The 12,909-nt window shown below is 66.3% G+C and carries 13 protein-coding genes; 10 read left to right on the top strand and 3 right to left on the bottom strand.

All coding sequences use genetic code 11. The annotated features are described in order from the left end of the window. Positions 1-132 precede the first annotated feature (132 nt). On the bottom strand, positions 133-264 hold the full coding sequence (locus VGK32_18030; GenBank protein ID HEY3383667.1) for a hypothetical protein: 132 nt from the start codon (positions 262-264) through the stop codon (positions 133-135). Positions 265-278: 14 nt separating this feature from the next. Beyond that, positions 279-644 carry a rhodanese-like domain-containing protein gene (locus tag VGK32_18025; GenBank protein HEY3383666.1) on the bottom strand — a complete coding sequence of 122 codons (366 nt, stop codon included), beginning with the start codon at positions 642-644 and terminating at the stop codon, positions 279-281. 89 nt (positions 645-733) lie between these two features. On the opposite strand from VGK32_18025, the gene VGK32_18020 reads away from it, so the two are divergent. Further along, complete coding sequence (locus tag VGK32_18020; GenBank protein HEY3383665.1) at positions 734-2,341, top strand: FAD-binding oxidoreductase; 1,608 nt, start codon at positions 734-736, stop codon at positions 2,339-2,341. Positions 2,342-2,475: 134 nt separating this feature from the next. On the opposite strand, the gene VGK32_18015 is transcribed toward VGK32_18020, so the two are convergent. Next, the gene (locus VGK32_18015) at positions 2,476-2,907 is read right to left on the bottom strand and encodes a hypothetical protein (protein HEY3383664.1); all 432 of its coding nucleotides are present in this window, start codon (positions 2,905-2,907) and stop codon (positions 2,476-2,478) included. Between the two features lie 224 nt (positions 2,908-3,131). Between VGK32_18015 and VGK32_18010 the strand changes: the two genes are divergently transcribed. The 9 genes from VGK32_18010 to coxB are packed head-to-tail and all read left to right on the top strand — an operon-like array spanning position 3,132 to position 12,906. Beyond that, the gene (locus tag VGK32_18010; GenBank protein ID HEY3383663.1) at positions 3,132-3,782 is read left to right on the top strand and encodes a cytochrome c3 family protein; all 651 of its coding nucleotides are present in this window, start codon (positions 3,132-3,134) and stop codon (positions 3,780-3,782) included. A 35-nt stretch (positions 3,783-3,817) separates the two neighbouring features. Beyond that, the gene (locus tag VGK32_18005) at positions 3,818-6,823 is read left to right on the top strand and encodes a TAT-variant-translocated molybdopterin oxidoreductase (protein ID HEY3383662.1); all 3,006 of its coding nucleotides are present in this window, start codon (positions 3,818-3,820) and stop codon (positions 6,821-6,823) included. Positions 6,824-6,829: 6 nt separating this feature from the next. After that, a complete protein-coding gene (gene nrfD / locus VGK32_18000) occupies positions 6,830-8,230 on the top strand; it encodes an NrfD/PsrC family molybdoenzyme membrane anchor subunit (GenBank protein ID HEY3383661.1) in 1,401 nt (466 codons plus the stop codon). Positions 8,231-8,238: 8 nt separating this feature from the next. Beyond that, positions 8,239-8,793, top strand: a complete 555-nt coding sequence (locus tag VGK32_17995; protein HEY3383660.1) for a DUF3341 domain-containing protein — start codon at positions 8,239-8,241, stop codon at positions 8,791-8,793. Beyond that, positions 8,783-9,382 carry a cytochrome c gene (locus tag VGK32_17990; GenBank protein ID HEY3383659.1) on the top strand — a complete coding sequence of 200 codons (600 nt, stop codon included), beginning with the start codon at positions 8,783-8,785 and terminating at the stop codon, positions 9,380-9,382. The genes VGK32_17995 and VGK32_17990 overlap by 11 nt, the downstream gene beginning before the upstream one ends. Beyond that, positions 9,379-10,551: a hypothetical protein gene (locus VGK32_17985; GenBank protein HEY3383658.1), complete on the top strand. Its 1,173-nt coding sequence runs from the start codon at positions 9,379-9,381 to the stop codon at positions 10,549-10,551. The genes VGK32_17990 and VGK32_17985 overlap by 4 nt, the downstream gene beginning before the upstream one ends. Before the next feature lie 30 nt (positions 10,552-10,581). Further along, positions 10,582-11,055, top strand: coding sequence for a hypothetical protein (locus VGK32_17980; GenBank protein HEY3383657.1), 474 nt, complete (start codon positions 10,582-10,584; stop codon positions 11,053-11,055). A gap of 5 nt (positions 11,056-11,060) precedes the next feature. Beyond that, on the top strand, positions 11,061-11,951 hold the full coding sequence (locus VGK32_17975; protein ID HEY3383656.1) for an SCO family protein: 891 nt from the start codon (positions 11,061-11,063) through the stop codon (positions 11,949-11,951). A 4-nt stretch (positions 11,952-11,955) separates the two neighbouring features. After that, entirely contained in the window at positions 11,956-12,906 is a 951-nt protein-coding gene (gene coxB, locus VGK32_17970) for a cytochrome c oxidase subunit II (protein HEY3383655.1), read from the top strand. Positions 12,907-12,909 lie beyond the last annotated feature (3 nt).

Below are 12,909 nucleotides of genomic sequence, written 5' to 3'. Positions count from 1 at the left end.
ACTCACGACGCGGGCGGGACGCCCGCGCCACTCGAGACGCCGCCAGCCCGCGCCACTCGAGACGCTGCCAGCCCGCGCCACGCCCGCGCCACTGAATTCATGGTCAGAGTGGGACGGGCGTCCCGCCCGTGCTCATGAGAAGTACCGCCCGAAGGCCCAGAGCACGGCCACCACCAACCCCTCGACGACGAGGACGGCGACGTAGGTACCCGTTCGGCTTCGGGGCGGCGGTTCAGCCTGCGCGCCCGTCTTGTCATCGGTCATGGCTGTCGGCGTCGCTACTTCCCTTTCTCCACCGGATTCCCCTTCCCGACCCACTCGTTCCATCCGCCCTTCAATGCCTTCACGTTCCTGATACCGGCCGACGCGAGATCCAGCGCCGCACGGGCGCTCGTGTGTTCCTCCGGTCAAGCACAGTAGGTCACGATGGGCTTCGGCGACGCCTTCAGTTGCTTCAACTGCTGCGTCACCTGCGCGAGCGGCACGAGGATGGCGCCCGGAATGTGTCCCTGCGCGAACGACTCGGCGTCGCGCACGTCCACGACGAGGACGGCGTTGGCGTCGTGGATCTTCTTGAACTCTTCCAGCGTGATCCGGGGCGCCGCGGACAGGTCCGGCGCCGCGGGCGTCTGTCCGGCCGCCATCGCGGGCACCGCGAACAGGGCGAACGCGGCCAGGTATCTGAACAATGGTGTCATCACAAACTCCCAAGTGGACGTTATCATACCTTCGTATGTCGCATCGTATCGCTGCGCGCGCCCCCCGTGGTCCTGTCTCGTCACCGCCGGTCGATTCCGACGCCTCCACGCTGCAGTCGTATTTGGAGGACGCGGCGCACTATCCGGGCGGAGTCGCCGCCGGCGTCGTCGTGCCGCGGAGCGAGGGCGAGGTGGCGGCCGTGGTTCGCGACCACCCTCGCGTGCTGCCAATCGGGGCTCAGTCGTCGGTGACGGGCGGCGCCACGCCGCGGGGCGAGGTGGTGCTGAGCACCGCGAAGATGGCGGCCATCATCGAGATCGGGGACGAGGTCGCCCGCGTGCAGCCGGGCCTGCCGCTCGTGACGCTCAAGGAGACGCTGACCGCGCAGGGTCGCTACTACCCGCCCGCGCCAACCTACGACGGCGCCTTCGTGGGCGGGACGATTGCCACGAATGCCTCTGGCGCCGCCACGTTCAAGTACGGCAGCACGCGGAACTGGGTGAAGGCGTTGACGGTGGTGCTCGCGTGCGGCGAGGTTCTCGACATCGAACGCGGTCGGGTGTTTGCGAGCCGCAACGGGATCTTCGAGATCGAAACGTCGCGCGGTGTGCTTCGTGTCCCGGTGCCGACGTACGTGATGCCGGACGTTCCGAAGCGATCGGCCGGGTACTTCGCGCAGCCGGGCATGGACCTGATCGATCTGTTCATCGGCTCGGAAGGCACGCTCGGCGTGATTGTCGAAGCGACCCTCGGGATCGTCACGCCCGCGCCCGGCGCCTGCCTGGCGCTCGTGCCGTTCCCGGACGAGGCGCTCGCCCTCCGCGTGGTCGGCAGGCTGCGGCAGCAGTCGAAGCTGACGTGGGGCAGCCAGGACCCGAAGGGGCTCGACGTGTCGGCCATCGAGATGCTCGATCGCCGGTGCCTCGCGATGCTGCACGCCGATGGCAGCGACGCCAAGAACGGGATTGCGCTGCCCGACGACACCTCCGTCGCGATGCTAATCCAGGTCGAATTGCCGCCCGCGGCCACCGGCGAGGAGGCGTTCGATCAGATTGCGTCGGCTCTGGACGAGGGGGCGTCCGATACCCCGCTCGGCCGTTTCTGCCGGATGCTCGATGAGGCAGGCGTGCTCGATCACGTCGAAGTTGCCGTCCCAGGCGACCGCGCGCGCGCCGCGCAGTTGTTCGCCTTTCGCGAGGCGGCGCCCGAGGCGGTCAAGTACCGCGTGTCGGTGGCCAAGCAGCAGGTGGACCCTGGCATTCAGAAGACGGCTGCCGACATGATCGTGCCGTTCGAACGCTTCGGCGAGATGCTGCAGGTGTACCGGGATGGTTACGAGGCGCGAGGGCTCGACTACGCCATCTGGGGGCATGTCTCGGACGGCAACGTGCACCCGAATGTCATCCCGCGTTCGCTCGCGGATGTCACGTCCGGCCAGGAGGCCATCCTCGACTTCGGCCGCGCCGTCATCGCCCTCGGCGGCTCACCGCTCTCCGAGCACGGCGTCGGCCGGAGCGCAATCAAGCAGGCCCTCCTCCGCGAGCTGTACGGAGAGCGGGGGATTGCCGAGATGCGCGCGGTGAAGCACGCGCTCGACCCCGATGGCAAGCTCTCTCCCGGCGTGCTGTTCCCGGAACGGTAGCCGCTGGCCCGCCGTCTGATCGTCGACACCGAAGATCGCAGAGACCGCCAAGAACCATGGCCACTAGGCACGGAGGGCGACAAGGACCGGGCGGGCGCACCGGAGTTGCGGAGCAACGAAGGCGAGCGACCAGCCTACTTGAACAGATCGTCGAACGCCTGCCGGGCCGAGTTGGTGGCCACGGAGTGAGTCTCGCGCTCGACGGTCTTCCGCGGCTCCCACAACGTGCAACTGTTCTTGATGTCCTTGCGCGGGACGCGCTCGGAAATCGCCTGCATGCACTGGAACCGGGCGCCTGGATCGAAGTAGACACACTGGGCGCAGGCGTGGACATCCGACCCGCACTTCCCGCATCGGCTGTCGAACGTGAACGGCGACGTGATCTCGCCGCCGCAGCGCGCGCAGCGCACCACCTGACGCGCCGCCATCAGGTTCGGCGTCCGCGGCCCCTCCGGGCGCTCCGGCCGGGAACCCGGCGCGCCACCTGGTGGCCTGGGGCCACCCGCCGGCTTCCGATCGCGCTCGTCGTCCTGGTACCCACGTTGACGGTACTTGCGGTCACTCATCGCTGGCCCATTGTATCGCGAAAGACCAGCTGAACCTTGACACCTGCGGTTGTTTCCTGCTACATCCCGTGTGGCAGATTCCGGGCGGGATCTCGCAATCATTCGTGAAAGTCGGTAAGCTGGAGATGGGTTTTCAACCAGTCGGTCCGTAATGCTGGGTCGTGTCGGCCGAGCGCCTGTGCGCTCGGGCGGCGGCGCGACGCTTGTCTCTCTCGACTCGCACGATGGCGCAAACCTTCCATCGCGGCGCGAACACCATCTTCGTGGTGAGCCTGATCGGGTTGGTCCTCCTCGTCGGAGGCCTGGTCGGTCTGGCGTACGCGCTCCAGAGTTCGCCCTGGGTGACGCGCGCCTTCGATGCGCGCGCGCAGCCGATCCAGTTCAGCCACGAGCGGCACGTGGCCGGTAACGGCATCGACTGCCGCTACTGTCACACGTCGGTCGAGACGTCGGCGTTCGCGGGGATTCCGCCGACGAAGACCTGCATGAACTGCCATTCGCAGATCTTCGCGGACCAGCCCTTCCTCGAGCCGGTGCGCGCGAGCTTCCGCGAGAATCGGTCGATCGAGTGGACGCGGGTGCACGACTTGCCAGATTTCGTCTACTTCAATCACAGCATTCACGTGAACAAGGGTGTGGGCTGCTCCACCTGCCACGGGCGCGTGGACCGAATGCCGCTCATGTTCCAGGTGCAGACGCTCCAGATGTCGTGGTGCCTCGAATGCCACCGGAACCCGGAGCAATACGTCCGACCACGGGCGGCGGTCTATCAGATGAACTATCGGGCGCCGTCCGACCAACTCGCGCTCGGCCGCCAGTTGGTTGCGGAATACAGGATCCAGAAGCTGACGAGTTGCTCGACGTGCCACAGGTAGGAGGAATGCCGGGACCGGGGGTCAGCGAACATCTCATGAACGACGACGCGAAGACGTTCGATCTGAAGGTGGTGCGCTCGCGGCTGCAGGGCACGAGCGGCCCAGAGTACTGGCGGAGCCTCGACGAGTTGGCCGACACGCCGGAATTCCAGGAACTGCTGCACCGGGAATTTCCGCAGGGCGCGTCCGAGATGATCGATCCCGTGAGTCGTCGTACCTTCGTGAAGCTGATGGGCGCCTCGCTCGCGCTGGCCGGTGTCACGGCCTGCACGCGGCAGCCCGCCGAGACGATCGTGCCCTACGTGCGGCAGCCCGAGGAAATCGTCCCGGGCAGGCCGCTGTACTTCGCTACCGCCATGCCGCTGGCGGGGTATGCCGTGCCGGTGCTCGTCGAGAGCCACGAAGGGCGTCCGACGAAGATCGAGGGCAACCCTGAACACCCCGTGACGCGCGGCTCGACCGACGTCTTCGCTCAGGCCTCGATTCTCGGCCTCTACGACCCCGACCGGTCGCAGACGTTGACGTATCGCGGCGAAATCAGGGCCTGGGGTGCGTTCCTGAGCGCCATCACGTCCGCGGTGGACGCCAGGCGCGCTGTCGGTGGCGACGGCATCCGGGTTCTCACCGGTTCGATTACGTCGCCGACGCTTGCGAGCCAACTCCAGCAACTCGTGGCCGAATTCCCGGCGCTCAAGTGGCACCAATGGGAACCGGCTGGCCGCGACCAGGCGCGCGAGGGATCCCGGCTGGCGTTCGGCGAATACGTGGACGTTCAGTACCACCTCGACCGGGCGGAGGTGATCCTGACGCTCGACGCGGATGTCCTCGGCTGCGGCCCTGACAGCCTGCGTCACGCGCGGGCGTTCGCCACCGGCCGCCGTCTGACTGGCGGCCGCCGGGAGATGAACCGGCTGTACGTCGTCGAGTGCACGCCGTCGCAGACCGGTTCGGTTGCCGATCATCGGTTGCCGATCCAGGCGAGCGCGGTCGGAAGTTTCGCGCTGGCACTGGCGGCGGCGCTCGGCGTGCCGGGCGCTCCGGATCCCGCGTCGGTGCGCAGCTTCGCGAACTGGGTCGGGCCGATTGCGCGCGATCTCCAGCGGCACCGGGGCACGGGCCTCGTGGTTGCCGGTGACGAACAGCCGGCCGCGGTTCATGCGCTGGTCCACGCGATCAACCAGTCGCTCGGCAATGTCGGCCAGACGGTCACCTACATCACGCCGGTCGAGGCCAGTCCCACCGATCAGCTCGCCTCCCTGCGGCAGCTCGTAGCCGACATGCAGGCGGGCCACGTGGACACCCTCATCATCGTCGACAGCAACCCGGTCTACACGGCGCCGGCGGATTTCGCGTTCGGCGAACGCCTGATGGGCAAGGTGTCGCGACGGATTCACGTCGGCCTCTACCACGACGAGACTGCGGCGCTCTGTCACTGGCACGTTCCCGCCGCGCACTATCTCGAGTCGTGGAGCGACGCTCGCGCGGCCGACGGCACCGTCTCGCTGATCCAGCCGCTGATCGCGCCACTCTACAACGGCCGGACCGCGCACGAAGTCATCGGCGCGATGTCGTCGCGGACGGCCGGTCAGTCCGCGCACGACCTGGTGCGGGCGTACTGGCAGCAGCGGATCGGCACCGAAGGCGCGGTGTTCGACCGCTTCTGGCGCAAGTCGCTTCACGACGGGATGGTGCCGGACACGGCGGCGGCGGTGAAGTTGGTGAGCGCGAAGCCGGTGGATCCGACCGCCATTCCGCGGCCCGGCCATGGGCGCGAGATCGTGTTCCGCGCCGACCCTTCGGTGTTCGACGGCCGGTTCGCGAACAACGGCTGGCTGCAGGAATTGCCGAAGCCGCATACGAAGCTCACGTGGGACAACGCGGTCCTGGTCAGCCCGTCGACGGCCGATCGCCTCGGCGTGCATCAGGAGGACGTGGTCGAGCTCGGCTATCGCGGACGGCACGTGAAAGGCACGGTGTGGGTCTTGCCGGGCCAGGCGCCAGACTCGATCACCGTGCATCTCGGCTACGGCCGGACCCGCGCGGGCCGTGTTGGGACGGGCGCCGGGTTCAGCGCCTACACGATTCGGACGAGCCGGGCGCTCTGGTTCGAGCGCGGCCTCGAGATCAGACCGACGGGCGAACGCGCGCAACTGGCGTCCACGCAGAACGAGCAAGCGATGCAGGGCCGCGCAATCGTGAGGTCCGCACCGCTCGACGTATTCCTGAAGACGCCGGGCTTCGCGCACCTGCAGGGCGAGGCGCCTCGCAAGGATGACACGCTGTATCCCGAGCACGCCTACAACGGCTACAAGTGGGGCATGGCCATCGATTTGAACACGTGCATCGGCTGCAATGCGTGCGTGGTGGCCTGCCAGGCGGAGAACAACATTCCCGTCGTCGGCAAGACCGAGGTCAGCCGCGGCCACAAGATGCACTGGCTGCGCGTCGACCGCTACTACACCGGCGAGCCGGACAACCCGACGGCGTTCAACCAGCCCGTGCCGTGCATGCAGTGCGAGAACGCACCGTGCGAGGTGGTCTGCCCGACGGCGGCGACCGTCCATAGCGCGGAGGGGTTGAACGACATGGTCTACAACCGCTGCGTGGGGACGCGATATTGCTCGAACAACTGTCCCTACAAGGTGCGGCGGTTCAACTTCCTGCTGTACCAGGACTGGAACACCCCGACGCTGAAGATGCTCCGCAATCCGGACGTGACGGTTCGGAGCCGGGGCGTCATGGAGAAGTGCACCTACTGCGTGCAGCGGATCAACGCGGCGAAGATCGAGGCCGAGACGGAGAATCGCCCGGTGCGGGATGGAGAGATCGTGACCGCGTGCGAGGCGGTGTGCCCGGCGCAGGCGATCGTGTTCGGTGATCTGAACGATCCGGGCAGCCGGGTCGCGAAGCTCAAGGCCGATCCGCTGAACTACGGCTTGCTCGAGGAACTCAATACGCGGCCGCGCACGACCTACCTGGCGGCGGTCAGGAATCCGAATCCCGACATGCCGGACGCTCGCACGGTCGGGGCGGAGAGGTAACGGTTGATGTCCCCTGTCTCGCACCAGCACCCGCCCGATCCGCCCTCGTCGGCGGCGCTCGCCGAGCCGCCGGTGATTGCGCCGGGCCACACCTTCGCCACGATTACTGACAAGATCAGCGCGATCGTCCTCACGCGGCGGACGCCCGTCGGCTGGCTGATTGGCCTGGCGATCGGAATGGCGCTCACGGCGCTGTTCCTCCTGGCCGTCACCTGGCTGTTCATCAAGGGTGTCGGCATCTGGGGCATCAATATTCCCGTGGGGTGGGGCTTCGCGATCGTCAACTTCGTCTGGTGGATCGGGATTGGGCATGCGGGCACGCTCATCTCCGCCATTCTGCTGCTCCTGCACCAGCGATGGCGGACGTCGATCAACCGGTTCGCGGAAGCGATGACGCTGTTCGCCGTGTCCTGCGCGGGGGTGTTCCCGATCCTCCACACCGGCCGCCCCTGGCTCGCGTACTGGTTGTTCCCGTATCCGAACTCGATGTCGGTCTGGCCGCAGTTCCGGAGTCCGTTGATCTGGGACGTGTTCGCCGTGTCCACCTATGCGACGGTGTCGGCGCTGTTCTGGTTCGTCGGTCTCGTGCCCGACGTCGCGACGCTGCGTGATCGGTCGACGTCGCCTGTCGGGCGGGTGATCTACGGCGTGCTCGCGTTGGGCTGGCGTGGCTCGGCGCGTCACTGGGCCCGCTACGAGACGGCGTACCTGCTGCTGGCGGGACTGGCCACGCCGCTCGTCATCTCCGTTCACACGGTCGTCAGCTTCGACTTCGCGATTGCGATCGTTCCGGGCTGGCACACGACGATCTTCCCGCCCTACTTCGTGGCGGGGGCCATCTACTCCGGCTTTGCCATGGTCCTGACGCTGGCCATTCCGATCCGCGCCGCGTACGGCCTGAAGGACTTCATCACCGATCGCCACCTCGAGAACATGGCGAAGATCATGCTGGCCACGGGCCTGATCGTGGCCTACGGATACAGCCTCGAGGCCTTCATGGCGTGGTACAGCGGCAACACGTACGAGCGGTTCATGTACTGGAACCGCGTCACCGGTCCCTACTGGCCCGCGTTCTGGGCGCTGATTGCGACCAACATCGCGATCCCGCAGTTGCTGTGGCTGAAGAAGGTACGACGGAACACGCCGCTGCTGTTCGGCATCGCGCTGATTGTGAACACCGGCATGTGGCTGGAGCGTTTCGTCATCGTGGTGACGAGCCTGCACCGCGACTTCCTGCCGTCCTCGTGGGGCATGTACTACCCGACGATCTGGGACTGGTTCACGTATGTGGGGACCCTCGGTCTGTTCGTGACGCTGCTGTTCCTGTTCCTGCGCTTCTTGCCGATGATCTCGATCTTCGAGATGCGCACGCTGCTGCCGGAATCGCACGTCAAGGAGAAGGTGTAGCAACTCCCATGGCGCACATCGCAGTTCCGCACGAGCCGCGGCTCTATGGCTTGATGGCGGAGTTCGACAACCCCGACACGCTCGTCGCGGCAAGCCGCCGCGCACGGGTCGAGGGCTACCGCAACATGGACGCGTACACGCCGTTCCCGGTCGAGGAACTGAACGACGCGCTCGGCCTCCATTCGACGAAGGTGCCGCTGCTGGTGCTCATCGGCGGAATCGTGGGCGGGTTGTCGGGCTACGGTCTGCAGTACTGGGTGGCGACGATCGCGTATCCGCTCAATGTGGGTGGACGGCCGCTTCACAGCTGGCCGTCGTTCATCCCGGTGACCTTCGAGATGACGGTGCTCGTGGCCGCCCTGACGGCGGTGTTCGGCATGTTCGCGCTCAACAAGCTGCCGATGCCGTACCACCCGGTGTTCAACGTGCCGCGGTTTGCGCTGGCGACGCGCGACAGGTTCTTCCTCTGCATCGAGGCGGCCGATCCGAAGTTCGACCGGGAATCGACGCGCCGGTTCCTGGAGAGCTTCGCTCCTCGCGAGGTGACCGACGTTGAGGCGTAAGGACCATCATCCCCGACGTGCGCTGGCTCTGGCGGGGCTGGCGGCCCTGCTCGTCGCGGGGGGCTGTCGGCAGGACATGCACAACCAGCCGAAGTTCATCCCGCTCCGCGCGAGCGACTTCTATGCCGATCACCGGTCGGCGAGGCCGGTGGTCGAAGGCACGGTCGCGCGCGGCTTTCTCGCCGAAGACGAACTGCTCAACACCGGGAAGACGAACGGCCAACTGGCGACCGAGTTCCCCTTCCCGGTCACGGCCGACACGATGGCGCGCGGCCAGGACCGCTTCAACATCTTCTGCGCGCCCTGCCACGACAGGACGGGCCGCGGCGACGGGATGATCGTACGCCGGGGGTACCGGCAGCCGCCGTCCTATCACATCGACCGTCTCCGTCAGGCACCGATTGGCCATTTCTTCGATGTCATGACCAACGGCTTCGGAGCGATGTCCGACTATCGGACGCAGATCCCGGTCCGCGATCGCTGGGCGATTGTCGCCTATATTCGGGCGCTGCAACTCAGTCAGCACGCGACACTGAACGACGTTCCGGTTGAAGAACGGAACAGACTCGCACCAGGAACCGGTCGATGAACGACGCCACGTCTCTGCCCGAACTCGCTGGCCTGCGGATCGCCGCGCTGGTGCTCGGCGCCGGCGGTGTACTCGCGTCGCTCGTCGGCGCGTTCTTCAGCCCGGCGCAGTTCTTCCATTCGTACCTGTTCGCCTACGTGTACTGGTTCGGTCTTGGCATCGGCTGCCTGGCCATCAGCATGATCTACCACCTGACCGGTGGCGGTTGGGGCGTCGCCGTGCGCCGGCTGGTGGAGGCCGGTGCCGCGACGCTGCCTCTGATGGCGTTGCTGTTCGTGCCCCTGCTGTTCGGCCTCCCGCAGATCTACGAGTGGACCGACACGCGCGCGATGATGGCCGACCCCGTGCTGAGCAGGAAGGTCGCGTATCTGAACGTGCCGTTCTTCGTCACCCGCGCCGCGATCTACTTCGTCGCCTGGCTGGCGCTGGCCCACTTCCTCGACCGTTGGTCCGGCGCACAGGATCGCACGGGCGATCCTCGACTCGCCGTCCGCATGCGCAAGCTGAGCGGGGGCGGAATCGTGCTGCTCGGGTTCACGGTCACCTTCGCGGCGTTCGACTGGGTGATGTCGCTCGAACCGCACTGGTTCTCGACGATCTTCGGCCTGCTGTTCCTCGGCGGCCAGGGTCTTGGCGCGATGGCCTTCGTCATTGCCATCGCGTACTTGCTGTCGCGGCGGCCGGAGTTCGGGCGAGTGCTCGCGCCGACGATCTTGAACGACCTCGGCAACCTCCTGCTCGCGTTCGTGATGATCTGGGCGTACCTGTCCTTTTCGCAGTTGCTCATCATCTGGGCGGGCAACCTGCCGGAGGAGATTCCCTGGTACCTCCACCGGATAGCCGGCGGCTGGAACTACATCGCCATCGTGCTCGCCGTCTTCTATTTCGCGGTGCCGTTCCTGGTCCTGCTCGGCCGCAACAACAAGCGACAGCACTACCGGCTGACGATCGTCGCGGTCGGCATCATCATCGCGCGGGTCTTCGACGTGTTCTTCCTCATTGCGCCCGAGTTCTACCGGGACCATCTGAGCGTCCACTGGCTGGATCTGACGGCGCTCGTCGGCCTCGGCGGTCTCTGGTTGACGATGTTCATCTGGCGCCTCGGCGCACGGCCACTGCTGCCGCCGAACGATCCAGAGTTGGCGCCGGCGCTGGCACGCAGACACTGACCGCGGCTCAGAAGACGCACGCAACGGCTTATGGTTGAGATGCACGAGGCGAACGGGCCCGCACCGGGCGCAGGGCACGAGACGCGGGATGTCTCGACACGTGTGGTGGTCATCTTCGCCACCGCGCTGATGGTCGGCGCGGTCGTGGTATTTGCCGCGATCTGGCTGCTGTTTCTGTACTTCGGCAGCCTGAACGACAAGGCCTACCCGCGCGAGTATCCGATGGCGCAGGTCGGCGCGCCCCGGCAACCGCCCGCACCGCGGCTGCAGACGAAGCCTCGCGAGGAGTTCGAGCAGATGCGTGCCGACGAGGAACAGGTTCTCCACTCGTACGGCTGGCTCGACCGCACGGCGGCCGTGGTGCACATTCCGATTGACGAGGCGATGCGACTGACGCTCGAACACGGACTGCCGGTGCGAGCCCAGGCACCGGCCGATGAACCCGGTGGTCCGCCGGATCGCTCGAGTTCAGGGCGCGCGGTGGGCGAATCCGTGCGGAAGTAGCCATCATGAATCACCGATTCTCGGCTGTCGCCTCGTTCATGGTCGTCGCGTTGCTCGTGGCCCACGGCGGGTGGGCGCAGTACAACGGCGTGCCCCGCTCGGGGATGATGACCAAGGGGTCGGCCCCCGCCGGGATCACCCCCGATGAACTCAAGAAGGTCGCGTTCGATCAGAACCTGGGCGTCCAGGTACCGCTCGACCTCCCGTTCATCGACGAAACCGGCCGCGCCGTGCATCTGCGCCAGTACTTCACCGGCCGGCCGGTGGTCCTCGCGCTCGTCTACTACGAGTGCCCGATGCTCTGCACGCAGGCGCTCAACGGCCTGACGAAGTCGCTGAAGGTGCTGGCCCTCGAGCCCGGCCGCGACTACGCCATCGTCACGGTCAGCTTCAACCCGAACGAGACGCCAACACAGGCTGCCGGGAAGAAGGATCAGTACGTCGCCAGGCTGAACAAGCCCGGCACGGCCGACGCCTGGCACTTTCTGACGGGCAACGACGCGTCGATCCGCCTGCTGACCGACACCGTGGGGTTCCACTACGTCTACGATGCGCCGACCAAGCAGTACGCCCATCCGACCGGCATCATCGTGCTCACGCCTGAAGGCAAGACGTCGAAATACATCTACGGTATCGATTACGGGCCGCGCGACATTCGGCTGGCGCTCGTGGAAGCGTCCGACCACAAGGTCGGCACGCCGGTCGACCGGCTCCTGCTCTACTGCTATCACTACGACCCGACGAGCGGGAAGTACGGATTGGTCCTGCTCAACGTCATCCGGCTGGGTGGGCTGGTCACCCTCGTGTCGCTCGGTGCATTCATCCTGCTGATGCGATCGCGCGAAAGGCGGATCCACGCCGGGCAGAGCGGACCGCCCTCGCAGGTGGCGAACTGAACTTATGCCCGAGCTGCCGCTGTTTCCGACGCAAGCCTCCACGATGGCCGGGAAGGTCGATGCACTCTACTTCTTCCTGGTCTCGGTGAGCGCCTTCTTCGTGGTGCTCGTGGCGGCCCTCATCATCTTCTTTGCGATCCGCTACCGCCGCCGCGCGCACGGCGAAGTCGGCGCGAAGGTCATCCCATCGCTGGCACTCGAACTCACCTGGACAATCATCCCGCTCGGCCTCGGCCTGGTGATGTTCTTCTGGGGCGCGAACGTGTACTTCGTCGAGTCGCGACCGCCCGCCGAGACGCTCGACATCTATGTCGTCGGAAAGCAGTGGATGTGGAGGTTCCAGCACCTCGACGGTCAGCGCGAGATCAACGAACTGCACGTGCCGGTCGGGCGCGCGGTGCGATTGACGGGCACATCCGAGGACGTCATCCACTCGTTCTTCGTCCCGGCGTTCCGCATGAAGGCGGACATCATCCCGGGCCGATACACAACGCTCTGGTTCAACGCGACCAAGACCGGGCGCTACCACCTCTTCTGCGCCGAATACTGTGGCACCAGGCACTCCGGCATGATCGGCACGATTGTCGTCATGGAGCCGAGCGAGTACCAGGCCTGGCTGGCCGGCGGGGGCGGCGAAGGGTCGCTCGTGTCGCAGGGACAGAAGCTGTTCCAGGATCTCGCGTGCATCACCTGCCACCGAGCGGATGGAGAAGGTCGCGGCCCGATCCTGGACGGCGTGTACGGTTCCAAGGTCGATCTGGTGGATGGCCGCATCGTCGTTGCCGACGATGCGTATATCCGCGAGTCGGTGCTGTCGCCGTCGGCAAAAGTCGTGGCAGGCTTTCAGCCGATCATGCCGACCTTCCAGGGGTTGGTCAGCGAAGAGCAACTGCTGTCGCTCATCGAGTACGTGAAATCGCTCAAGGGCCGCGAGCTGAACACCACCAAGAAGTGAGCA

The sequence above is a fragment of the Vicinamibacterales bacterium genome, from assembly GCA_036504215.1.
Taxonomy (GTDB): Bacteria; Acidobacteriota; Vicinamibacteria; order Vicinamibacterales; family Fen-181; genus FEN-299.
This window is presented reverse-complemented; position numbering and strand designations above follow the sequence as displayed.

Excerpts from the sequence above, each read along its gene's own strand:
- VGK32_17985 (HEY3383658.1), top strand. The coding sequence starts at position 9,379 with ATGAACGACGCCACGTCTCTGCCCGAACTCGCTGGCCTGCGGATCGCC.
- VGK32_17980 (HEY3383657.1), top strand. The coding sequence starts at position 10,582 with ATGGTTGAGATGCACGAGGCGAACGGGCCCGCACCGGGCGCAGGGCAC.
- VGK32_18020 (HEY3383665.1), top strand. The coding sequence starts at position 734 with ATGTCGCATCGTATCGCTGCGCGCGCCCCCCGTGGTCCTGTCTCGTCA.
- VGK32_18015 (HEY3383664.1), bottom strand. The coding sequence starts at position 2,907 with ATGAGTGACCGCAAGTACCGTCAACGTGGGTACCAGGACGACGAGCGC.
- VGK32_18010 (HEY3383663.1), top strand. The coding sequence starts at position 3,132 with ATGGCGCAAACCTTCCATCGCGGCGCGAACACCATCTTCGTGGTGAGC.
- nrfD (HEY3383661.1), top strand. The coding sequence starts at position 6,830 with ATGTCCCCTGTCTCGCACCAGCACCCGCCCGATCCGCCCTCGTCGGCG.
- VGK32_17995 (HEY3383660.1), top strand. The coding sequence starts at position 8,239 with ATGGCGCACATCGCAGTTCCGCACGAGCCGCGGCTCTATGGCTTGATG.
- VGK32_18005 (HEY3383662.1), top strand. The coding sequence starts at position 3,818 with ATGAACGACGACGCGAAGACGTTCGATCTGAAGGTGGTGCGCTCGCGG.
- VGK32_18030 (HEY3383667.1), bottom strand. The coding sequence starts at position 264 with ATGACCGATGACAAGACGGGCGCGCAGGCTGAACCGCCGCCCCGAAGC.
- coxB (HEY3383655.1), top strand. The coding sequence starts at position 11,956 with ATGCCCGAGCTGCCGCTGTTTCCGACGCAAGCCTCCACGATGGCCGGG.
- VGK32_17975 (HEY3383656.1), top strand. The coding sequence starts at position 11,061 with ATGAATCACCGATTCTCGGCTGTCGCCTCGTTCATGGTCGTCGCGTTG.